The organism is Carboxylicivirga caseinilyticus, from assembly GCF_050589785.1.
Taxonomy (GTDB): domain Bacteria; phylum Bacteroidota; class Bacteroidia; order Bacteroidales; family Marinilabiliaceae; genus Carboxylicivirga; species Carboxylicivirga caseinilyticus.
Genome location: NZ_JBNGOX010000014.1, coordinates 1 through 24,163, shown reverse-complemented (window position 1 = coordinate 24,163; position 24,163 = coordinate 1). Strand labels below are relative to the sequence as shown.

General features: G+C 40.0%; 17 protein-coding genes. 2 read left to right on the top strand and 15 right to left on the bottom strand.

The genetic code is table 11. The features are described 5' to 3' along the window. Positions 1-8: 8 nt before the first annotated feature. The 15 genes from ACRD62_RS09180 to ACRD62_RS09110 form a co-directional block, all read right to left on the bottom strand. Positions 9-4,352 (bottom strand): CusA/CzcA family heavy metal efflux RND transporter, encoded by a 4,344-nt coding sequence (locus tag ACRD62_RS09180; RefSeq protein WP_430819838.1) that lies wholly within the window; start codon positions 4,350-4,352, stop codon positions 9-11. Positions 4,353-4,388: 36 nt separating this feature from the next. Beyond that, positions 4,389-4,847 carry a hypothetical protein gene (locus tag ACRD62_RS09175; RefSeq protein WP_282592280.1) on the bottom strand — a complete coding sequence of 153 codons (459 nt, stop codon included), beginning with the start codon at positions 4,845-4,847 and terminating at the stop codon, positions 4,389-4,391. A gap of 64 nt (positions 4,848-4,911) precedes the next feature. Further along, positions 4,912-5,310 (bottom strand): DUF6769 family protein, encoded by a 399-nt coding sequence (locus tag ACRD62_RS09170; RefSeq protein WP_146260766.1) that lies wholly within the window; start codon positions 5,308-5,310, stop codon positions 4,912-4,914. A 71-nt stretch (positions 5,311-5,381) separates the two neighbouring features. Continuing rightward, on the bottom strand, positions 5,382-5,795 hold the full coding sequence (locus ACRD62_RS09165) for a Fur family transcriptional regulator (protein ID WP_430819835.1): 414 nt from the start codon (positions 5,793-5,795) through the stop codon (positions 5,382-5,384). Between the two features lie 226 nt (positions 5,796-6,021). Next, the gene (locus ACRD62_RS09160) at positions 6,022-8,703 is read right to left on the bottom strand and encodes a DEAD/DEAH box helicase (protein WP_430819833.1); all 2,682 of its coding nucleotides are present in this window, start codon (positions 8,701-8,703) and stop codon (positions 6,022-6,024) included. 21 nt (positions 8,704-8,724) lie between these two features. Further along, positions 8,725-9,381, bottom strand: coding sequence for a DUF4276 family protein (locus ACRD62_RS09155; protein ID WP_430819831.1), 657 nt, complete (start codon positions 9,379-9,381; stop codon positions 8,725-8,727). Then, a complete protein-coding gene (locus ACRD62_RS09150; protein ID WP_111446951.1) occupies positions 9,378-10,481 on the bottom strand; it encodes an AAA family ATPase in 1,104 nt (367 codons plus the stop codon). Before ACRD62_RS09150 ends, ACRD62_RS09155 begins: the two co-directional genes overlap by 4 nt. A gap of 12 nt (positions 10,482-10,493) precedes the next feature. After that, positions 10,494-12,086: a site-specific DNA-methyltransferase gene (locus ACRD62_RS09145; RefSeq protein ID WP_430819830.1), complete on the bottom strand. Its 1,593-nt coding sequence runs from the start codon at positions 12,084-12,086 to the stop codon at positions 10,494-10,496. A 12-nt stretch (positions 12,087-12,098) separates the two neighbouring features. Continuing rightward, the gene (locus tag ACRD62_RS09140; RefSeq protein WP_430819829.1) at positions 12,099-12,317 is read right to left on the bottom strand and encodes a helix-turn-helix transcriptional regulator; all 219 of its coding nucleotides are present in this window, start codon (positions 12,315-12,317) and stop codon (positions 12,099-12,101) included. Between the two features lie 462 nt (positions 12,318-12,779). Next, positions 12,780-15,890: a DNA primase gene (gene dnaG / locus ACRD62_RS09135; RefSeq protein WP_430819898.1), complete on the bottom strand. Its 3,111-nt coding sequence runs from the start codon at positions 15,888-15,890 to the stop codon at positions 12,780-12,782. 2 nt (positions 15,891-15,892) lie between these two features. Beyond that, a complete protein-coding gene (locus tag ACRD62_RS09130) occupies positions 15,893-16,186 on the bottom strand; it encodes a hypothetical protein (protein ID WP_319401698.1) in 294 nt (97 codons plus the stop codon). Between the two features lie 71 nt (positions 16,187-16,257). Beyond that, complete coding sequence (locus tag ACRD62_RS09125) at positions 16,258-16,593, bottom strand: DUF4406 domain-containing protein (RefSeq protein ID WP_430819828.1); 336 nt, start codon at positions 16,591-16,593, stop codon at positions 16,258-16,260. Between the two features lie 177 nt (positions 16,594-16,770). Beyond that, a complete protein-coding gene (locus tag ACRD62_RS09120) occupies positions 16,771-17,073 on the bottom strand; it encodes a helix-turn-helix transcriptional regulator (RefSeq protein ID WP_111446900.1) in 303 nt (100 codons plus the stop codon). A 222-nt stretch (positions 17,074-17,295) separates the two neighbouring features. Beyond that, positions 17,296-18,276, bottom strand: coding sequence for a hypothetical protein (locus tag ACRD62_RS09115; protein ID WP_430819826.1), 981 nt, complete (start codon positions 18,274-18,276; stop codon positions 17,296-17,298). Between the two features lie 212 nt (positions 18,277-18,488). Continuing rightward, positions 18,489-19,736 (bottom strand): tyrosine-type recombinase/integrase, encoded by a 1,248-nt coding sequence (locus ACRD62_RS09110; RefSeq protein WP_430819825.1) that lies wholly within the window; start codon positions 19,734-19,736, stop codon positions 18,489-18,491. A gap of 957 nt (positions 19,737-20,693) precedes the next feature. Between ACRD62_RS09110 and ACRD62_RS09105 the strand changes: the two genes are divergently transcribed. Next, complete coding sequence (locus ACRD62_RS09105) at positions 20,694-21,905, top strand: SIR2 family protein (RefSeq protein ID WP_430819824.1); 1,212 nt, start codon at positions 20,694-20,696, stop codon at positions 21,903-21,905. A 2-nt stretch (positions 21,906-21,907) separates the two neighbouring features. Next, a complete protein-coding gene (locus tag ACRD62_RS09100; RefSeq protein WP_430819823.1) occupies positions 21,908-24,010 on the top strand; it encodes an ATP-binding protein in 2,103 nt (700 codons plus the stop codon). Positions 24,011-24,163: the final 153 nt, after the last annotated feature.

Here is a 24,163-nt window from a genome sequence, read left to right as displayed (position 1 = left end):
TTTTAAAATTATTGACCTGTTATGTATTCCAATTGCTCCTTAATTTCGAAGAAATCTGATAGCCGTGATAAATATTCCTGCCTTGTTTTTATGGCTGATTCGGTGTTTTGGATAAACTCGATATAATTGAGGTTTCCAAGACGATAACCAAGATTTGCAGCTTCAATTTGCTCGGCAGCAAGCGGAAGGGCTTCGTTTCTATAATATTCCAGCACCTCGCTCATTACCCTGTAACGGCTTAAAAGTTCCTTGTAAGAGGCATTCAGCTCCAATTCCCTTTGCTTGTATTCCTGTCCGGTAATCTGGTAATTTATATGGGCGGCTTTTGTTTTTCCCGACTGGGAAAAGAACAGTAAAGGAACGGAAACACCTGCTTCCCAACCATAAAAACCAGAAGTACCATCGACCGATTGCCGCGAGTACCCCAAATCGAGTTTAGGTAAAAAATTTGCTTTTTCGGCTTTCCACTCTGCTTCTGAAACATCAAGCTGCTGCCTGTAATAATTCAATAAAGGAACATTGTTTAACGAATCACCTGAAAAGGCAGCATGAATCGATTTACCCCACTCTTGTCCGGCATCTGTAATTTCTACACCGCCGGGGTACATCAGGTACTGGTTCAGAATTTGCAGCGATGCCAGGTATTCGCTCTCAGCCTGTTTCATATTCACCATTAACTCTTTGTATTTAGCCGAGGCAGAAAGGTACTCTACTTTGGATGTTTGCTGGGTTTTAAACCGCAATTCGGCAGCTTTCAGAAAATTGGTATAAATACTGTCGAGCTGATTGTACAATTCTGTTTGCTTTTTTGCAACCAGTGACCTGTACCATGCAAGGCTCACGTTTCTGACCAGTTCATTCTCTGTCAGTTCAAGTTTTGAAACAGCAAGGCCGGTACGTGATTTATTCAGTTTTGTTTTGGCAGGTATGCCAAACAGGTCAATTTCCGATTGTGTTATCCCAATTTGGTTTTGAATACCCACCGCTCCGTTTCCGGTTTCCTCTTTACCGGTGTAGATGGACGTATTGCCCAAATCGTAAGCTGTAGCTTTCAGGGCTTTTTGTTTCTCCACATCGAGCGAAGCTGCTTTTAACGAAGGGTAGTTTTCTTTTGCCCGTTCAATTGCCTGCTCAAGGGTAACTGAATTTTCCTGTGCTTTCAGGGTGCCTGAAGCACCAATACCGACTATGATGAGCAGAACGGCTATTACCGTGGTATTGAGTTTTGGCACTTTCAGTTTGGTTTTTCCTGATTCAACCATCTTGTAAAGTATGGGCAACACAACCAGTGTTAGAAGTGTTGATGTTAACATGCCGCCAATAACCACGGTGGCAAGCGGGCGTTGCACTTCTGCCCCTGCTGAGGTGGAAATAGCCATAGGCAGGAAACCCAGTATATCGGTTGATGCAGTCAGGAATATAGGGCGTATCCGGCGAAGGGAACCCTGTTTAATAATTTCGCCAATACTGAGTTTTCCTTCTTCTTTCAACTCGTTAAAACCGCTTATCAAAACCAGCCCGTTCAATACTGCCACACCAAAGAGTACAATAAAGCCGACTCCTGCCGAAATACTGAAAGGCATATCGCGTAGGTAAAGCGAAAAAATACCCCCCACTGCTGCAAAAGGAATGGCCACATAAATCATCAGGGTTTGTTTAAACGATTTAATGGCAAAGAAAACAAGCATAAATATCAATGCCAACGCAAGCGGTACAACCAGAGTAAGACGTTTTGATGCTCGTTCGAGGTTTTCAAAAGCACCACCGTAGCGAATGTAATAACCCGAAGGCAGTTCCAGTTTTTCATCGAGCGTCTGTTGAATTTCTTCTACCAGCGATTTAATGTCCCTGCCTTCCACGTTAATACCTACATAAGTACGCCTGTTGGTATTGTCGCGGCTAATTTGCATCGGGCCGGGTTGATAGCTGATTTCAGCTACTTCCTTTAGGGGAACCTGATTTCCATCGGGAGTATTCACAAATAAATTCCGAAGGTCGTCAATACTCTGTCGGTGTGCTTCATCAAGTCGAACCACAAGGTCGAACATACGTTCACCTTCATAGATAACCCCGGCAACGCCACCGCTAAAAGCAGTCTCTACCACGGTATTCAGGTCTTTTATTTTTAACCCGTACTGCCCCAGTTTGGTACGGTTGTATTTTACCGTTATTTGAGGCAGCCCACGGGTTGCTTCGGCTTTTATGCCTTCAATGCCTTCAATACCTGCAATTAAACCGGAAATTTCTTCGGCTTTATCAGCCAGCATATTCAGGTCATCACCGTACAATTTAATAGCCACATCTTCACGAATTCCGGTTAAAAGCTCGTTGAACCGCATCTCGATTGGCTGGGTAAATTCGTAGTTTATACCGGGCAAAACACTTACCTTTTCTTTTACCTTATCAATCAGTTCCTGTTTTGATTCAACCTTTGTCCATTCATCTTCCGGTGTGAGAATGACAAATATATCGGCAATATCAATCGGCATGGGGTCGGTAGGTAAATCAGCCACCCCAATACGGCTTTGAATGGATTCTATCTCGTCTGGAAAATTTTCCAATACTATCTGTTCAATACGGGTAGAGGCTTTTTCTACCTCAGATAGCGATGTTCCGGGCTTCAGAAAAGCCTGGAAAGCAAAATCGCCTTCGTCCAACTGAGGAATAAATTCGGCTCCCATACGTGAGAAAAGGAATCCTCCGGAAATTAAAAGCACCAAGGCAATTCCCAATACAAGCTTACCTTTGCGTAAAGCCCAGGCAATTACCGGTTCGTACAGGTTTTCAAGCTTTATAATAAATTTCTCTCCCCAGGTTTTTTTATCTGTTTTCGGAGGTTTCAGGAAAAGTGCTGCCATCATAGGGATGTAGGTAAGACACAGCACCATCACACCCAACACGGCAAAACCAAAGGTCATGGCCATGGGTATAAACATTTTGCCCTCCACACCCTGCAATGCCAGTACAGGAATAAAAACAATAAGGATAATCAGCTGCCCGAAAAATGCGGAGTTCATCATTTTACTGGCTGAATTGTAGGCAATTTCGTTGCGTTGGGGCAGCCCCAGTTTTTTCCCGATAAATTCATTCCGGTGCAGGTAAAAAATCATGCTTTCCACGATGATTACCGCCCCATCGACAAGAATCCCAAAGTCGATAGCCCCGAGGCTCATCAGGTTTGCCCAAACACCAAAAACTTTCATCATGATAAACGAAAAGAGCAGGGCAAGCGGTATGGTAGAAGCTACCAGCAAACCACCCCGTAAATTGCCCAAAAAGATGACAAGGACAAAGATTACGATGAGCGCCCCCAGTGAAAGGTTTTCGGCTACAGTGGATGTGGTGCTTTTTATCAGTTTGCTGCGGTCGAGGAAAGATTCAATTTTCACACCTTCCGGCAACGATTTTTGAATTAAGGCCATACGTTCCTTCACATCCTTGATGACATCGTTGGAGTTTTCGCCCTTAAGCATCATTACAATACCTCCTACGGCTTCACCTTTACCATTTTTGGTAAATGCCCCATAGCGAACAAAACTGCCATATTTTACTTCAGCCACATCACGTATAAAAACAGGTTGCCCGTTTACATTGGCAACAGGGGTATTTCGAATGTCATCAATCGAACGCATTAAACCTTCGCCACGGATAAAGTTGGCCTGAAATTTTTTCTCAATGTAAGCCCCTCCGGTATTCTGATTATTATCTTCCAAAGCCTCAAAAATGTCAGCAATGGTCAGGTTCATGCTGCGAAGCTTATCGGGGTTTATGGAAATTTCGTATTGTTTGCCACGTCCGCCAAAGGAGTTTACTTCAACCACACCGGGGACCATTGCCATCTGGCGTTTTACAATCCATTCCTGCATGGTGCGCAGCTCCATGTCATCGTAAAGAGTATCGTAGCCGGGCTGTACTTCCAGCGTGTATTGGTAAATCTCACCCAATCCGGTACTGATGGGTGCCATAAAGGGCTCGGCAAATCCTTCAGGGATGTTCTCCTTAATTTCGGCCAATGCCTCGCTTACCAATTGCCGGGGAAGGTATGTCCCCATATTGTCCTCGAATACTATTGTTACCACTGACAATCCGAACCGTGAAACAGAGCGGATTTCGGTAACCCCCGGCAAGTTAGCCACCGAAAGTTCCACCTGATAGGTTACAAACTGCTCTATGTCTTCGGTTCCCAAATTGGGTGCGGTGGTTATTACCTGCACCTGGTTGTTGGTAATGTCGGGCACGGCATCTAATGGTACTTTGGTCATTGACCAAATGCCCCCGATAATAAGCCCTATGGTCATTAAACCAATGAGAGCTTTGTTCTTTATTGAAAAAGATATGATTCTGTTTATCATTTCTTATTGATTTTATTTGTTAAAACTCTATTTATCCTACTCATAATACTTTTTAAATGTTTGCTGATTTTTAAAGTAAGCCAATTCAGGTTTTCCTTTTTCTTTTAACCCGATTAAGGCATCGGCTTTGTTGATTGAATCGCCTGAAAAAGCATCGGGAACCATCCCAACTTCTGCAAAGTGTTTTGTTAGGTGATTGAAACATTCCTGGCTACAGAAATAGTATGCCTTTTTATTATAAGCGACTTTTGAAGATTTATGCATCGTTAAATTATTGCCATTCATACAAGCCCATTCACCCGGAATTTCCTTACCATACCAAGCCCATTTGTGATACAGAAACCTGGTATCGCAGCCATAGGTGTAGAAAGTCAGAACAGAAAATGTGACAACTATCAATATGCTAAAACTGATAATCAGTGTTCGATTAAACTTTTTGTCCTCGATTTCCTGTTTTTCCCGTAATTGATGCTTGCTTAACTTCTTCTTTTTCATGTCAAAAAGATTAAGATAAACATGCAGACCAGCTGTTTTGCCGGCCTGTTAATTGAAACAAAAGTTAAGCAATTGCAGGAGGTGCCCGAAGTAAGTGGGCGGTATAGAAATATTGTTTTTTGAAAATGGCATGGTTGCCAAAAAAGGTTGTGGGAATGTCGATTACAGGTGGAGTTTCGATTTGAATTACAACTCCAGCTGTGAAAAAATTGAGATGGTCAGATAAAGACTTGTTTAAAGATATGGTGCTAGTCCTTTCTGATACCAGAATATTAAATGCGTGACAATGTGTGTCTGGCTTTTCCTGATTTTGCCCATGAACAGGCACCTCACAGGCCGATTCCTCTTCAGATGAGTGCGAAATCTCAAAATGGTGATGATGCGGCACAACAGTATGAGCCAATATAATCAGCCCAGCCAAAAAGGTAAATATCCTTTCTATATGTTGTCCTTTAAAATTCACCTGCTTCTAAAGATTAATCAATTATATAACGCCAAAGATATAAAAAAGTTGATGCAACCGGGTTGCAAAGTTTATTTGTCGCAGCTGGGACACACCCCTCTCACTACCATGTTCACACTTTCTAGTTGAAATTTGGCTGGTAAATTAATTTTGGGAACGGCTACATCTGTAAGGCAATAAGTCTGCCCACAAACGGTACATAAAAAATGAACATGAAGGTCTTCGGGGTGGCATTCACAGGCTTCTTGGCACAAAGCATATTTTACCGAACCCGTGCCATCATCGATGCTGTGAATTAGCTTGTTTTCTACAAAAGTTTTAAGCGTTCGGTACAATGTGGTCTTGTCCGCCTTTTCAAATTTGTTTTCCAGCTCCGGTAAACTTATGGCTGTTTTTTGTTCATTCAAGACCTGCAAAACCAACTGTCGCATAGAAGTTGGTTTGATGTTCCGGGTTTGGAGTTGTTTGTCAATATCTTCTTTCATTTGCAAGATTACAAAAAACAGTGAGTTAATAATTCAAGCCATTAATGGTAAATGTTGCCAAAGTTTCCTGCCCATAATGCCAGCAGAAGAAAAGGCTAATATTCCAATATTAAAAATGCGAAGAATCGTTCTTTGCCTATCTGAATAGAGTGTAGCAAATTCGGCATTGTGTTTAGCTTGTGTTAATTATGCCCAGATTCTGTTCCTCATTATTTTGCTGATTAAATTACAACATCCTAACAATCTCTGTAATTGACTGTGCCGTATAAGTACCGGGCACTTCCTTCTTTTGAAACACCATGAAATACTTGAAATTATCTCCAGCTTTTTCTGCCCACTTTTTACCAAGTAGGTTTTTGGCTCGACTTTCATCGTTATCCAAATAGTCTCCCTTTGTTTCAATGAGAATCAGGTTTCCATTTCTGGTGAAAATGATGAAGTCGGGATAATGGTTGCTTTCAAATCCGTTTAGGGCAAATCCCCGTTTCTCAATATTCCGGTGCCAGAACAAAACATTTTCAAGAGATGCAATATTCATGATTACCTCCTGCTCAAACCCATTCATTGAGGCTTCTGCTTCGTATAGCGACTTGTCAATGGCACTGCTTGGGCTTATTTGAGTTAATTCATTGGGGAACTTAAAGCTTGGTTTTACCAAGATATTATTGGTGTCTAAAAGCTTTTGAAACTGCTCTCTTGCGTATTCCGATTCAAGTTCTTTTACTTTTGCCTTTATCTTGCTGATGTACAAGAATTCATTGTTGATAATGTCTCGTATCTGGTCGTTGTGCAAATCCTCAAAAACACGGGTCACATACTTTGTTATGTCTTCATGCGAAATAGGGGTCATGTCACCCAATTTACGGACGATGAGCTGTGTGATGTCTTTAATCTGAGTCTCTTTGGGCTTTGACAGAATTGTATCAACAAGAATGGCTTTTGCTCTAATTGAAACTTTCTGTTTTGTTGCAGTATGCTTCGATTCGTTGTAATCCACCTGAAATACTTCTGTATCTGTGTCATCGAAATTGATTTCGGTGCTTTTTGAAGCAAGTTTAAACCCTTTTAAAAGACTGTTGCGGTTCAATAATTGCTCCTCCTGCTTCAATTCCTCAAACATGATGGTGTCATGCAGTTCATCTGCCGGAACTTTTCGATAGAACTGAGGAATTGCCAAGTCGTTTACCACATCAACAAAAGGGTCTTCAATTCTATATTTCTTTGGCTGTTTACCCATTTCCCGTAATAAATAGTCAGTATTATCTTCTGTGTAGGACTCTGCTTTTTGCTCGAATGATTTACCCTCTGATTCGCCCTTTTGAGTAATTTGCTTAACAATATCAGTTGTACTTCCTATCTGGTTGGAATCCAACTCGACATTTGGGTCAAAATCAATTTCTTCAATGTTAATTTCGTCAACAGGAACCTTACCATCTTCTGAATTACCAGAAGACACCGGGCTTGTTCCAAATAGCTCTTGTTGTAGTACCTCATTGTTGGTCAATTCAACCTCAGGCTCTTCTTCAGCATAATAGTCCTCTTTGCTAAAGCCTGAATCTTGTAAGGCTTTCACAATATTATCTAAGGTCTCCTGAAATTTGGAACTTGCTGATAATACAAATGAAAGGTTAAGCAATGGGCTTTGGTGCTTGGTTACATGTGGTTGGCGGAGAACACGACCGAGTATTTGCTCCACATCCACTGCTGATGACTTATCGGCCAATGAAGCCAAGATATAGGCATTGGGACAATCCCATCCTTCTTTAAGCGCATTGACAGTAATAATATAACGAACTTCGCAATCCTTGGCCATCAGATTGATACCCTTTAACTCATCCAAACCACTCACTTTGATTTTGATTTGCTCTTCGGGAATCCTCAGTTTCGTTAATTGCTCTTTGATGTGAATGTAGGTTGTGTTGTCCTTCCCCTTAATGTTCGATTGCGCTTGGAACAGAATGATAGGGCGGATGTATTTGCCTGTCACTTTTTCTTCCTCAATGGCCAGCAACTCCAGTTGTCGTTGTAAATGCAAAGCACTGGTAATGACCTCTTCCTTTTTATGGTGATTGTAAACAATTACCGGAAGCTTTACCATGTGCTCTTTCTTGAGAGCCATTGCATTTACAAAGCTGATGATGTTGCTGTTTTCTTTAGGAGTTGCTGTTAAATCCAAAACTACAGAGGGATTCAGATTATTCAGCATCTCCACGCTCAATACGCTTTCGGCATTGTGGCTTTCGTCAACAACGACAACAGGATTTAATGACCGTATCACATTTATCAAAGCCGTTTCATCGGTATCATCAATCACTAAATCCTTATCAACAAAACCCCGAAATTGTTCTAAAGCTCCATTTTGCTCATATACCTTACGGTCATCCTTTTTTGTTGAATTAATTCGGATGCTGCTAAAATTGAACACAAAAATATTCAGCTGTTCTTTTGCCGAGGTTGGATTAAATCCGGCGCCCTGTAATAATTCCTCTTTTTCAAAGACTTCGACCCGATTGCCAAATAGAGCATTCAGTTTCTCTCTGTAAGGATGTGTAGGGTTTGATAGATGTCCGGCTGTTTGCTGCAAAAGATTCGACCAAGGAACCAACCATACGACTGCTTTAGGTCTTGTAACATCAAACGACTTGAAAATTGAATGAAGTGCATTACAAGCAATAAAAGTTTTGCCCCCTGCTGTTGGGACTTTGATAGCAATATGTGTAGCTCCCGGAATATTGTTTTTGTAAGGGCGCATGCCTGAATAGGAGCCATCTAAGTTGGCTTGGTATTTCCCTACCTTATCTTCCCAAAATTGATTAAACGCTTTTGCAGAATCCTGAAAGGTGTTTAAATATTCAAGAAACTTGTCTAAGTCGTTGATTACTTGTTGTTGATATGGTTTTAATTCCACTTTTCTATGAGTTTGTCGTTACTATTCAATTGTTAATAACCGTTCAATCCAATTGTTAAAACGTGGGCATTTTTCCAGAATTTTATCCAGACCAATTTCCTGTGCCAATAACGAACCATATACCACCTTACTGTAATCATCAATAATTCTACCCAATCTTTTTGACGGAGCGGTTGTTTTTCCATCGTTAATATTCTCAGGATTACTAAAAGCTTTATCAGTCTCCAAAAGATAGTCATAGTCTTTAAACTCATCGGATTCAAAATTATCCTCTATGACTGTAATGTCGCTGAAAAGTAATGCTTCGAACTCGTGTAACTGGATATATGGAATAAATCTATATCGAATTGATTCGTCAATTTCTTCAAGCATTGAATTCTCAAGAAATGTTATTCTATCACTTTTGTTTACAATTGCTTTTGCTTCTTCCCATTTAGGAAATGCGTGACAGGGATGTATGCCATAATAGTCGATTAAGGTAGTGACATAAACCCCTGTATCTTTAAGGTGCAGTTCAACTTGCTTTTTCAGATGCTCCCAAGCAACTATGCCTCCTTTCGACTTTTTAATTTTGGGCGTTTCCAAAAATATGTCATGAGCATTAAAGACTGGTTGCAAAACATCATTGCAGAATAATTGCTCAGTAGGCCCTTCACCAATTATTATAATTCTCTTCATTTTGAAAAAGGTTGAGCAGAGTTAATAATATTTCGTTCCCATAATTCGCCAAGGGTGTGTTCTTCCAGCCAACCTTTTAACTTATCTTCATCTAGGCGTTTGAATATGGATTGATTTTCTATGGTGCTTCGGTCAACGGTAACAATATCACTTGTTTTAAAGCAATCGACCAGATTTACCGATTGGGTTGAGATGATTAGTTGCGTTTTGCCAGATGCCATCTCAATAAGGGCTGCAAGTTTGGTTATGGCCTGAGGATGTAAACCCAATTCGGGTTCGTCAATGACGATTACTTTGGGCGGCTCCGGTTGCATTAATACCGTTGCCAGCGCAATAAAACGCAATGTGCCATCAGAAAACTGATAAGCATTAAAACTTGAATTGGGGTCGCCCTTCTCAATCCAACGCAATTCTATTTCGTTTTTATTCAGTTTTTTAGGTTGCAGAATCAATTTTTCGACATAGGGGGCAATTGACTTTATCGTTTTCTCAAGTCGGGTAAACAGTTTAGGATGTTCCTCTTGCAAAAAGTAGAGAAAAGCCGGAAGATTGCGTCCATCGGATTTTAATGAGTCGTTGTCATTTATATCGCATTCACGCCGAAGCATTGATGTGGCCGATGTATCATGAAAATGATAAATTTGAATATTGGATAAATACTTTTTCAGATAGTTATTTCTAAATGAATTCGAGCTTGGAATATTCGATTCTTGAATATCTGAAGTTCCATAATATCCTTTTGAATTATCAGTCCTTTCTACATTATACCCAGATGCTTCATGGGCAATAAATAATCCACCATCTTTTGTTTGAGCCAGCTTAAACCGATAAGCATTATTGTTTTGCGCATCTTCGGTAAAAATCATTTTACCAAACACTGTCTCCGTTATTTTCCGACCAAAGTGGAGGATGTTGTCTGCTTTTTCTTCAATCACATATCGTTGCAATTGCTGATTAAAAATGGCATGTACCATCTTAAAAAATGACACGAAATTACTCTTCCCAGCACCATTGCTTCCAATAAACACATTGATTGGTTTTAGTTCCAACTCTAAATGCTTTATTGATTTAAAACCTTTTATTTCAATATATTCAATCATAACTGTTCAGGTTTAAAACCGGGTTATATCCCTTGGGATTTTCTTAAACGTAATATGATATTTCTGCATCAAACTGTCATCTAGCACACAGTTGTCGGCATAAATAATGTATTGCTCTGCTTTGGTTTTTATTTTTCGTAAAAAACTGTCATCCAAAGTAGTGAGTTCGTCTTTGTAATAATAAAAGTAATAAGCCGATGAGTTGCTTACTCCTAAAAGATGTTCTTCATTTTGGTTGACAGCCTTATATGATTGGCGGGTCTCTGAAAACCATACATACTCACGTATTTTCTCCAAGCTAACCTCTTCGTTTAGCATATCGTTTTCAAGGAAAAGGGGTTTACCCAATTGGTAATAATCAAAGTTGCCACCAGTACCTTCAGTTTTTTTACCATTTTCGCCATAACCTTTAATAACTCTTTTAACTCTTTCGGCTGTTATGTTTTCGGCATAATCTTCCATTTCAATTAAAATGAATTTCCGATTACCTCCGTCTTGCTTATTCAGATTTAGAACAGCATGAGCGGTTGTGCCTGAGCCTGAAAAAGAGTCGAGAATTATTGAATTTTCCTGCGTAGATAATTGAATTATCTTAGCTATTAATTCAACCGATTTCGGTGTTTCAAACGGTGTTCGTTTCTCAGGAAATATCATTTTCAAACTTTGTTTTGCACTTTGATTATGCCCAACTTCGTCATGCGTCCAAATTGTTAGAGGTACAATTCCTTGCTGAACTTCCGATAAGAATGTTTTTATCCTAGGAACATTTGTTCCATTAAGACCAAACCAAATTCTATTATCTGCAAGAAGTTTTAAAAAGTTTTCTTTTGAAGTTTGCCAGCATCTACCCTTTGAAGGTTTAATCACTTTGCCACTAGGGGATTCAATTTCGTAATCATATTCTGGAGTATAGGTTCTCACTGAAAAATCACTAGAAGTCCATACACCTCTGGGGTCGTTATCTGGATTCTTATACCTATCATTATGAGATTCATTTCTCTTTAGCTGGTTTATGTGCCAGTCCGATTTGGATTTTGCATAACACAAAATAAAGTCATGATTATCTGAAAAGTATTTAGCGTCATTTTGCGGACTAAATTTCTTTTGCCATATAATGTTGTTTATAAAGTTCCCACCTCCAAACACTTCATCACAAATCAATTTAAGATTAGCCTGCTCATTATCATCAATTGAAATAAATATGGCACCATCAACTGATAGTAATTTATGAAGCAATTTTAAACGGGGGTACATCATGCAAAGCCATTTATCATGTCTAGACAAGTCTTCTGCTTCTTTGCCTACCACGTTACCTAACCATTTTTTTATTTTGGGGTCATTCACATTATCGTTATAAACCCACCCTTCGTTTCCAGTATTATATGGAGGGTCTATATAAATGCACTTAATCTTTCCTTCGTGTTCGGGCAATAAAGCTTTTAGGGCTTCTAAGTTGTCGCCATGAATGATTTTGTTTCCGCAATTGGTTTCCTTTGGGGCTTGCTCTCCATTATCGAATCCATAAACATGGTCTAAAATCTTGTATGGTACATCCATGTGGTGGTTAATCACCTTGTCTTTTCCTATCCAATTAAGCGTTGGCATTGTTGCTTCGTGTTATTTTTCATGTTTGGTTGATACAATCAGTTCTCTGGCATCAACATTAAGTTTCGCTGCTATTTCAATCATGGTTTCAATACCGGGTTGCGATTCATTGGTACACCACCTCGAAACCGTGGTTAAACTTTTCCCCAACTGTTCAGCCAACCATTTATTTGTTTTATTCTGCTCAGCCAGAACAACTTTCAACCTATTTATCTGCTTTCGTTCAGCCATAATACGCAAATTACGTGTATTTTTTTAACCATGAGGCTAATTTATAAAACTAAAATGAAAATACTAAATACTCTGCAAAATAATTTGGAGCTAGTTTTTATCCTAAATAAACCTACATTACCCGAACTTTAGTTACTTTAGTTACTTTAATGGGGTTAAGTTGCTGTTTTATAAATTTATAAGTCCTGTGTTTCTACAAAGTTCTTAAAGTACCCTAGCCTCAATTAAAGTACCCTAATCGTCTTTAGCCGATTTTTAAAGTAACTTAAAGTAACCTAAAGTAACGTTACTTTAATGGCAAACACCTTCTAATCTGTTAGTATTCAATTAATATCACTCAATAAAGTAATTAAAGTAACTAAAGTAACCAGTTTTGCATTGTAAAACTTGGTTTCAAGTGCAAAAAGAAAGGGTTTCTGTTTTTTGTTCAGAAACCCTTCCGTCTTTTAATTCTTTCCCCTTTCAATTTTCCCCGTTTAAATGTTCATCGGCAATGCTCAGATTCAGCTTGTCCAAATAGAATACAAAAGCCGAGGTATAGGTGAATTTCTTGTTTCCTTTCTCATCTAATTCGGGATAGCCATTCTTGGCATCGAACTTTTTAAAGTACACCTTCTTGGTGTCGCAAATAAAAGCCGGGCTGTTCTTCAGGTAATACTCGACCGTAGCATCCGGCAGGGGCTTGTCGCCTTCACGCAAAGCCTGTGACTTATATAACCCAAATACCCGGCTAACCGATAAATAGAGGATGTTCTGAGGGCTTGGCAGAATGATATCACTTTTCTTCCATTCACCATTCTCCTTAAAGGTGTGCGTTATCTTATCGGCATATACCACCCGGTAATCACCTTCCTGAAAGAGAATGTTGGAACTGATAAGATATTGAACCGTTTTCCAGAAGATACCCAAGTCGTCATTCTTGGCCGTTTCACTGTTCTGGGTTACCATCAGCTCTACAAAAAGCTGAATGATGCTGTCGTACTTAAACGGCAACTCGACAATGTGAGCTACCGTGGCATAGGCAGAGGCTACCGTCAGCCAGTTATTGAAAATTCGGGTTTCTATGGCAGTTGTCCCCAACAGCTCCCGGAACTGGTCGCTGACAGCATCCACGGTTTTGTTGTAGCTCTTTTTAAATGTCTCCCGGTGTTTCAGCAGTTGGTGGGTAATCTGGGTCAATCCCTGTTTGTTGATTTGCTCCAGCTCTTCAAAATGCCTCTTTTCCTCAAAGGAGAAGATTGTTTTGGAGAAGCCCAAAGCAATGAAGCGGCTAAAGAGAGCAATGTCAGCCGTAGCAATCTGCTGGCCGCAGACGATGATGCCCTGATTGACTTTGGAAGTCTCTTTCTTCTTGTCCTTGTCCATGTTCATCCGGGTTCGCCCGGTCTTGTCCCAGAAACCTTTCAGAAGTTCCCGTTTCTCCATTTCCAAGTCGTTGCGGTACTCATCCAGCACACAAACGGCATTAGAGCTGGTGGCCACATGGTCGGCAATGGACGGTTTACTGGAGTTGTGCAGGTTGGGGACTTTCCCTTTGCGGCCAAACATGTAAAGAATGCTTTCGGCACAGGTGTTCTTACCGGAACCTTTCTGTCCGTACATATTCAGAATGGGAAACTTATCGAACCGTCTGGAGATGATGTCCAGAAACAAACTGGCAAAGAAAAAGGACAAGGTAATAATGCCGTTGTTGCCAAATACAGCCGTGTATTTCTGGGCGTATTCGTAAAGGGTGATGTTGCCCTCGTTGTGGATGAAGTGCCGCTCAAATTCAAACAGGCTGTCATCACTGGCATAGATTTCGGAACAGGCCGGGATGTAGTAATAGCGTTCGTTATGCTGCACAATCCCGTACTTGTCGGCCTTGATAAACTGTTCCCCGTCAAAGATGCCGTTTCCCCAACAAAAGAAGCCTTCCCGTTGCCATCCCATCTGAACCACTTCCTTGCAGCTTTTGGTTTTTTCATAAAGCCATGCTTTCAGTTTGTTGAGTTCGCTTTCTCCTCCTGTCCACAGGAAGTTACCCAAGGATTCTATTTGTAGTTTAAAGTTGGTGATGCTCACCAAATCCCGTTGGGGCAGCTCCACAATCTTCACCAGATTGTGACGGTTTTTGATTTCGTAAAGTCGCTTGGCATTGATGGGGCTTTCGATGTGAAACAAGGGTGCCATCACGAAATTGGAGTGGGTCACAAAGTCATCGCCTTTCTTGTTCCGGAACACGTAACAATTGTCCTCTACATAAAAACCCCATCGGTTAAAATCATTCAGACTAACATGCTGGGGAATGGTGTAGCGGTGGGTGGGTTGTGCTTCGTTTTGTGACAGTTCCTTAATGGCATCCACCCAAGCCTTCTTGGGCTTAATGTGTTCGGCCACAAACTCGGTGTAAACCTCCTGCTTGGTCTTGTCGTAGTTGGCAATCAGCTTGGAGATGCGCTTGATGGCCTCGGACTTGTAAACCGGGTCGGAAGCTGCTTTTTCAGCCAATTGCTGAGTTTTGAAGATGATGTAGTCGGTCTGCTGTTTGTTGTGCTGGAGAAACAGCTCCTTGGTGGTAAACAGCGAATCTGGGTCGTGCTTTTCTGGCAGAACCATCACCGATACATGGAACTGGTTTTTAATCAATATTTCGGCATTGCGCTCGGTAGCCCGTTGTCCGGCATTGTCCCCGTCAAAGATTAATGTGGCCTTGTTTGTGTACCGCTTCAATAACAAAGACTGGGCATTTGTCAGGGCAGTCCCACAGGTGGCCGCTGTGTTGGTGATGCCAATGGCGTGCATCCGCAGCGCATCGGTATAGCCCTCCACAATATACACCCGGTCTTCGTTTTTGATGGCCATCCGGGCGGCATTCAGGGCATAGAGTTCATTTCCTTTGATGTAAATGCTGCTTTCGGGCGTGTTCAGGTACTTGACTTTGGAGTTATCGGTTAAATCCCTTCCGGCAAAAGCAATGGTCTGGCCTAGTGAATTGGAGATGGGGAAGATTAAACGGTTCCGAAAAAAATCATACAACCCGTTATCACTGCTCTTTAGAACCCCGATTTCCTCCAGTATTTCGGTCTTGAGGCCATTTTGCCGGGCATAGGCCAGCAGTTCATTGCCGTTAGGGGCGTAACCCAACTCAAAACTACCGTGTGAGGGGTTAATGATACTGCGGCCTTGGAGGTACTTCTGGGCTTCGGGATGGGAAAGCTTTTCGGCAAAGAACCGCTCCACAATGTTGCAGGCAATGTGCAGGCTTTCCCGGTGCTGGTATTTGGCTTGGTCAAAGTCCTTGCTTTTCTTCCACTCAAAATCAATCTTGAGCTTTTTCGCCCCAATCTCAACGGCCTGTTTAAAATCAACGCCTTCATGTTCCTTGATGAAGCTTACCGCATCGCCACCTTTGCCACAGCCAAAACACTTGTAAATCCCTTTGGCCGGGTTCACATGGAACGAAGCCGACTTTTCGTTGTGAAAAGGACATCGAGCCGAAAAGTTGGTTCCGGCTTTCTTCATCTCCACAAAATTGGAGATGACACTGACTATCTCTCCGTTGATGTGTTCTATTACTTGGGTTGCATCCATCATCACCAATCTTTTTGTGATAAGAGCTGGCGGTTCTGGCCATCAAGGCTCATGTAGAAATCCAGCACATTGCCCCGGTTATCGTAAAACTTATCGAGCAGATGTGCGCCCATGCTCTTTCCCCATATTTTGAGGAACAATTCGGCCAGCTCCTTTTGCGATGCCTGAATCATTTCCTGCACTTTCCGGCCATCGAAAGGGATGGATGAATAACCGTTTTTTTCATAGAAGCTTTTTATCCTGTTGTCGAGATAATAAAGCTTTGAGACCGTATTTGGATGCAATGTTGTTGCCATAATTGTCAATCTAAGTTTGAGTACAAAAAAAGTGGTGGGGCTGCCCTTGTACAGCCCCACCGGAACCATTGCTATCCGTCAAGGGAGGTTACTAATTGTTTTAATTCCTTGTTGCTGATGGGATGAAAGAAGGTTTGCAGCTTTAAATCCATTGCCACGGTCAGCTCGATGCGTGCCATGATGCTGTCCCTCCAGTTGGGCAGGACATACACGGCATGGCTCTTTTTAAGCAGTTCTACCCGGTTGCTTAGGGTATCCGACCAGCTCATCTTAGAAAAAGCCATTTCCGATGGGTTTACCACTGCACACTTCAACGATTTGAGCCGGGCTTTTACTTTTTCGGTGTCAACACAGCTATCCTTTTCATCATCGGGGTTGACAACCCCACAGATATAAACTATTGCCATAATCAATGCTATTTTGTTAGATTTAAAAACCTGCAAAACTTGTTCTCCGGTACTGCCTGAATGTGCGACCGTTTTTTCATAAAGAGCTTTACCAGTGAAAGCCTTACTATCTGTTTGCCGTCTTTTTCCTCCCCTAGTTTCTGCGCTTTTTTCATAGATTTGGTGCTATAAGACCAATTACACGTTCTGACGCAGTTCATCCATAGTCGCATGACGACCGGATTTTATCCACTCCCGTATTTCGTCCAGTTTGAAAAGCAGAATCTTTCCACCCGGCTTGTAAAAGGGGATTTGTCTATTATGCACCCTTGCATAAATTGTCTTGATACTTTCGCCTAATAAATCGGCCAGCTCATTTGCGTTTAGGTAGTCGTAACCTGAAACCGCCTTACGTTGCACCTGAAGAAGTTCCGCTACCTGTTTGTTGAGTAGTTCAAGGTTCCTTAAAGCCGCTGCATTGATGTTCTTTTGTTCGTCCATATTTGATGTGTTTTGTGAACCAAATTCTGGGACAATTTTAAGTCACCAATGCAGTAATTTCCGTCGTCGGACTGTCCGATATTTTAAAGAAAAATCATATCCTTTTGATATTGTGATTTATACAAATGGTCTTTTGAGCCTCAAAACCCGATTTTCCTGAAAAGTGTCGGATAATGAAAACTGCACCAAATAGCAATAAATGGTAATTGGCCTTTGAAATTGCTAATTGGTAATCAAATTCAGTATCTCTTTGTCGATGTCCCCGGTGGGCAATTTGCTCTTTTGGAAATGGAGCCGGATGGTCTCCAAATCGGCCAACAGTTTTTTGTCCTCTTTCACGAACGGAGCTTTGGATACCAATTTGTAGAAATAGGATTTTTTGTAGTCCTCAAGGTCATTCCGGTTCACAATTAGCAGGAATCGTGTCATCATGGCCGCATCAATATGCAGCCTGAGTTTCATGCCCATGAGCCGGAACAGGAAGTATGCCCAAAGTACTTGCTGGGAGCTGGTGAGTTTAAGGATTTCCTCCAGTGCCTTGGGTGTGTTGTGCAGGGTGTTGTCAAATGAGCTATCGAGGGCAAAGCTGATAATGTCCTTGGTGTTGAAATATTTGAGGAATTGGGTTTTGCCGTAGTAGTCGCAAAAGAAGTCGTAGTAGCATTGGGGGTCTGTCGTGGTCAAATCCAGAAAAGGGGAGTAATAGTAGATTTCTAAATCACGGAGCTGTATGGATTTCTGCTTGAAGGTGAAGATGTCGTGGAAGGAAAATGACTTTCTTCCGGGAAGAACCCAAATTAGCAACCTGTTAAAGCGGATGTATAGCTTGCCAATCTGTTGGTAGCACAGTTCGCCTTCATTGTTAAAGACTTTCAGTTTCTTCAGGAAGGTGTTTTTGGGCAAAAAGGGCAGCGAGTAGTATTTCTCCTCGATGTGGACAAATCGCTGCGTGTGCTGCATCTGTTCACGCATTTGCAGGGCTTTTTGGACAAGGGTGCTGATGTCATCGGATAATACCAAATAGTTGTAATCGAAAAGTTTCATCAATTCGGTGGGAAACGGAGCCGTTGGCAGATGGGTCATTCTCTCAATCAGGTCATCCATGTTCGATTCCCACACCAATGATTGCTTCGCTTTTTTGTAGCCTTGCAGCATCTTCTCAAATGCTGTAAGGCTATCCCTTTCAAAATTCTCTGTTGTCATTTCTCTTTGATTCATAAGCTTAATTGCTTTTTTAAAATGTTAAAATATTCACTTATGATTATAGTTCTAACAGCGGTGAATTGGCGTAACTGAGCCGCACTTTTTTCGGCTTTGTTAATAACTTTTATTCGTATCAATGGCCGATGAATAGGGCAAAACAGAAAGAGATTGAAAAAGAAAGGCTTCCGTTTTTACTTGGAAGCCTTTCAGGTTTATTTCTTAAATGCCGTCAGGTGTTTGGCAATTTCTAGTTTGTGGTCGTTCTCAAAGCTATCAAGGTAGGTCTCCGTGATGGTCACATCTTTGTGGCCTAAGCTCTCGCTGATGAACTCGGTGGACACGCCGGAGCGTTTCAATATGGTGGCAAAGCTGTGCCGGGCGGTGTAGGTGGTGATGTGCTTATCCACACCCACCTTTTTGCCAATTTTGCCCATGTGGACGTTGGTTTTGCGCACCCTCCAAGCAATCTTATACACCTTTTGTTTGTGGCTCAGGTCATCGGTAATCACCGGGAAGACGTAATTGTCTGGTGATTTGTCCTTGTTTCCCCGTTTCTCAATGATTGCCCTAATATCATCGGTGATGGGGATGGTAATGGGACGTTTGATGGCAGAGGAATGCTCTGTCTTTCTCCGGATGAAGGAGATGAAGTCCGTTCCAATATCCTTGTACTTCAGGTTGCACAAATCCACCATGTTGATGCCGTTGCAAAGGTAGGTGAACATCCAGTAGTCTTTAGCCTCGTCTTCGTGTGAAAATGGTTCAGGCTGGTAGTTGTAGATTTTCTCAATCTCGTTGAGTTTCAACGCCCGTTTAACGGTCACAACACGGGGAGCCAGATATTTGTCCTTATCCCGGCCAAAGGGGAACACGTCCATTGAAATCATGTTTTCCCTTAGTGCCATAAAGAAGACGCTTTTAAGAGAATCTATGTATCGGTGATATGTGGTTGGCTTAATGCCTTTGTTGCGCATGTATTGCTCCAGTTCCCGGAGCTTTGTAGCAGTGATTTCTTTAAATTCCAGATTTTTTTCTCTTTTGAAGAATTGCTGTAAAGCCTTTTTCATGGGCTTTGCGGTTTTATCCCCATAGCCGTTCTTTTCAAAAGCCTTGGTTTTGATGTCCAGATAGTGATAGACGTTTTTCATATCACTCCCGGTGATACCGATGTGGGTCTTGAATCGGTCAAAGGAAAAATCCCTCATGGACTTGATAATCTTCTGGGCTTTTTCCTCTATCAAAGAAAACTCAATCTGAATCTCCTTGTACTCGCCTCTTGGTTTGGGAGAGGTGATTTTCTCGAACTCCTCGTCGGTGAACTCATACACCCGGTCTTTGGTGTCGATGTTATAGTACATCTGTTTCCTATCGTGCGTCAAACGGAGCTTTGCCGGATACTTACCATTTTTCTTCTGCCGTTTTTTGAAAAGCACGATTGCTGTGCTAACTTTGTGAGACATAACTGAAAAGCAATTTTTGGTTATACATTCAATCTTTGTATGGCAGATTTCTATGGTTGTTCGCCAAAACATGTACCATGAAATTTGCCATACTTTTATATCCCAAAACTAGGAAAATGCGGTATTATATCAAAATCAGAATCTCGGTAAACTGTTGAAAACTAACCAAATCAAAGCAAATGGTAACAAATAAAAACAGGGCTACGGTTAATACCGCCAACCGTTAGCCTCGCATTATGCAAAACGCACAAAATAGCAAGAACCCTAGAGAACATCTTGTAGGGACACCGCCTCAGGCCGATTGCGTTAAGAATTGGATTGACCGAAGCGTATAAAAAACAAAGCTGTTTGAGGAACGTTAGGCCTGAAGAATGAAGGACTATAAGGACGAGTTCTTTGTTTTTAGCGAAGGGCAAAACAATTTAGCTAAATCGGGATGCAGCGGAGATTTTTTGTTTACTTTTTTATGGCTGAAAAAAGTAAATGCCAGTCCGGCATGAGGACAACAAATAAAGTCATTACTGAAAAAGGATTTGAATACGCGGACAAATAATAACTTGACAGAGCATGCAGAAATTAATTGAAAAACGAAGCGTTTATATGTGTAGGGACCCTTTGTACAGCGGAAAGAAAATCCTTTTTCAAGTTCGGATTTTTGAAGGACAAAATCCAGTTTTTTAAATGTTGATTGACAAACGTAACTCAAGACAAAATATTAATTTAAATTTCGTAGTGTAACGCGAGATCAAATAACGCGAGGCAACACGCTGGCATAAAGCATAGCAGTGCGCAAGGTCCTGGATCTTCACAGAATCTCGCAAATTGCTTAATCGTCCTGCGGACGGCAATCACCGTGATTCTGCTACGACTTCATCCAGCAAACGTTAGGCGCAAGGTTAATGAAGTCTGTAACATAATCAAACCATACTGAAAATTGATTAAAAAAAACAGGACTAAATGGAAAATTCAATACAAAAAGAAAAACTTAGGATTAAAAAATATCTTGAATTAGAAAATGTAAGTGTTCTAACAGGAGCTGGAACAAGTTTTCATATAGGAGCACCTGTTATTAGAAGTATTCCTGATGGTTTAAAGAGTAAATGTGAGAAAGATATTGAAACCTACTTTGGAAAAGGAAAAAATCCTTCATACGAAGATTTATTTAACTGTTTGCAGGCTGATAGATTTATAAAAGAGAAAAAAGGGGAAGATGTTAAAGACATAAATACATCAATTACTAATATGCAACAATGGCTTTTTAAAAATTGCAATACAGATAAAACAACTATAAATGAACATTATACCGACGATGAAAAGTTAAAGCGTAATCGTTATCATTATCACGAAGCATTTCTGAAAAAATTATTACAACGTCCTAATAATCTCAAACGTGTAAATTTGTTTACAACTAATTATGATATGGCATTTGACTATGCATTAGATAATTTGGGCGTACATTACATTAATGGATTTATGGGTGTTCATAATAGATGCTTCAGACCAGAAGTATATGATTATGACCTTTATTATCCTGGACAAAGTGTAACGGGGAAAGTTCATCGGGCTGAAAAAGTTCTGAAATATTTTAAAATTCATGGTTCGCTATCTTGGGTTAATACAGAGCCCTCGGTTAGTAATACTTATGGAATCAAAGAGATTCCACTAAATGACAAGTTTACCCCTGATGAGAATAATGAAATAATGATATATCCATGTGCAAGTAAGAAATCATTCACATTAGATTTACCTTATTCAGAATTATTTAGACAATTTTCACAAGCAATTAATCAACCTCAATCTGTTCTGTTTTGTGTTGGATATTCGTTTTATGATGAGCATATTAATGACATAATTCAACAAGCTTTATCAATCCCATCATTTACGTTAATCATTATAAATTATTCTCCGACAATTGCCCCAGACTCCCCAATTGAAGAATTAAAAAAATTAGAAGATAGTAGAATAATAATCCTTGACCAAGAAGACTTAGAACAAACTTCTTTTGTAGGCTTTGTTAAAAATGTACTTCCTGACTTGTACGAAGAAGAAGAACAAATTCAAATCACAGAAACAATGCAAAAATTATATACCGAAGAACATAAAAAAGAAACTACGGTAACTGGATTAGAAGGAAGCAAACCAATTGAAGAAGAAACTAAGGAGGATTAATTATGAGTCAGAACAAAATAATTGGTCGCGTCCTTTCTGTTGACAATTTTCGTGTTTATATAAAAATTGAAGACGATTTAAGAGGTACTTATAAAAGTGGAGTCAAAGATATTTATGAAATTGCAAGAATTAATTCATACCTTATAATTCCAGTTGGTGCAGACCGTGTTGTAGCTTTAATTACAAGAGTTACAATGAAAGAAGAATTTGATTTAGAAAAAAATTCTGCAAGCATAAAACTACCAACATCTGCTAGATATATTTCTGCTACAATGTTGGGTACAATTACTCAGAATAATCAAGAAGAAACATTTATACAAGGAGTTTACAATTTCCCAACTCTTGATAATCCAGTTTGGTATGTAACAGAAAAAGACTTGAGGCATATATTTGATGACAAACAGGAAATAAATTCAATTGATTATCAAAGTGATTATTATTTACCTATTGGTACTTCTCCCTCATTTTCTAATTATAAAGTAAAAATTTGTCCTGACCAATTTTTCGTTAAGCATGCAGCAATTCTTGGCAATACTGGTTCTGGAAAGTCCTGCACATTTACATCTATTATCAGAAATATATTCAAATTCCCTTATAAAAATGACAATAAGTTAGAAAATGCTCATTTTATCATTTTAGACACAAACGGAGAATATAAAGATGCTTTTTTACCAGCCGAAGAAAAGTATAAAAAACTAGATGATCCTGAGCAAACCCAACTAGCTCAAATAAATGCATATTATTATGGTGGTATAGATAAAATTCAAGTCCCATATTGGTTTATGAATTGGGAAGATATAAAATCGTTATTTAATCCAAGTGAAGGAACTCAAGCCCCTGTGCTTAATCGAGCAATTGGATTAGCAAAAAATGATTATGATAGCACACAAAAACCTTTACATTCGCAAATATATATTGGTTCAATAAACGACATTATTAATCAATTACAGGTAAGTGCTGAAGACTATTGGAAAATCAAAAATTATAAAGATCTCATAACTGATTTGGAATCAAAAGGTATTGTATTACTTGATGGGGCTAAACTGAATGATATTTTGGCACAAATTCCCAATAGAGATGGTTCTAGTTATCAAAAAGTTAAACCTAGTGAAGTTGATGCTGTTGTCAATGCCCTTTCAAGTTTTGTTGCACAAATGCAGCAAGAAAATATAAGTCAGCAAATAATTAGTGAACAAAATATTGATATTCCAACTTGGTTCAATTATCAAGAACTTTGCAAAAAATTTATTGATGCGGCTATTGCTCAAGAATCAACGGGCAATAATCGCATTTCTGAATTTGTTTCGACATTACGCTTACGAATGAATAGCTTTCTTAACGATAAAAGAATGGCTATTCCTTTGATGTTAAAAGATTCCAATAAGGATAATCGAGACATACTTTCTCATTTTATTGCATTCTTACTTGGGGACTTTAATCGATATTTTGGTAAATTAGAAGACCCAAAAAGCTTTATTAAGGAATACAATAACACATCAATCAGATTTCAGCAAAACAACGACAAAACAAATCAAATTACAATCGTTGATGTATCACAATTACCATTTGAAGTTTTAGAGACAATCACTGCATTGTTAGGTCGACTAATAATTGAATTTGTTTCAAACTTTATGCCCGAGCAAAGAGGGCAGTATCCTATTGTAATTGTACTTGAAGAAGCACAAAACTATATTGCTGAGAAATCTGAATCAGTTGCTAAAACAGTATTTGAGCGTATCGCACGGGAAGGTCGCAAATATGGAATATCATTAATTGTATGTAGTCAACGACCATCTGAATTATCAAAGACAGTATTATCTCAATGTAATTCGTACATAATTCATAGATTACAAAATCCAGAAGACCAGAAATATGTAAAAGGTCTGGTCTCTAGTGCAAGTGCAGACATATTAGACCAATTACCCATAATACCGCAGCAACACGCAATTATTACAGGAGATTGCGTTAGAACACCAATCCAAGTTAGAATAGATGATGTAAATCCAACACCAAACAGTCACAATCCAAAATATATAGAGAAATGGTTAAATAACTTAGAAATACCGTATAAAGAAACGTGTGATAAATGGTTAGGAAAAGAATAGATAAAAAATTAAAACCCAGCGCCTAACAACTAAGCGTTCTGCCTGGTTGAAAACCAATGGCTGAGCGCGCGTGTTGCCGACAACCGGGTAGAAATAGCTGACTATGGGGATTGATAAGAATGATGGAAGGGTATTAAATGATTAGCTCTTCTA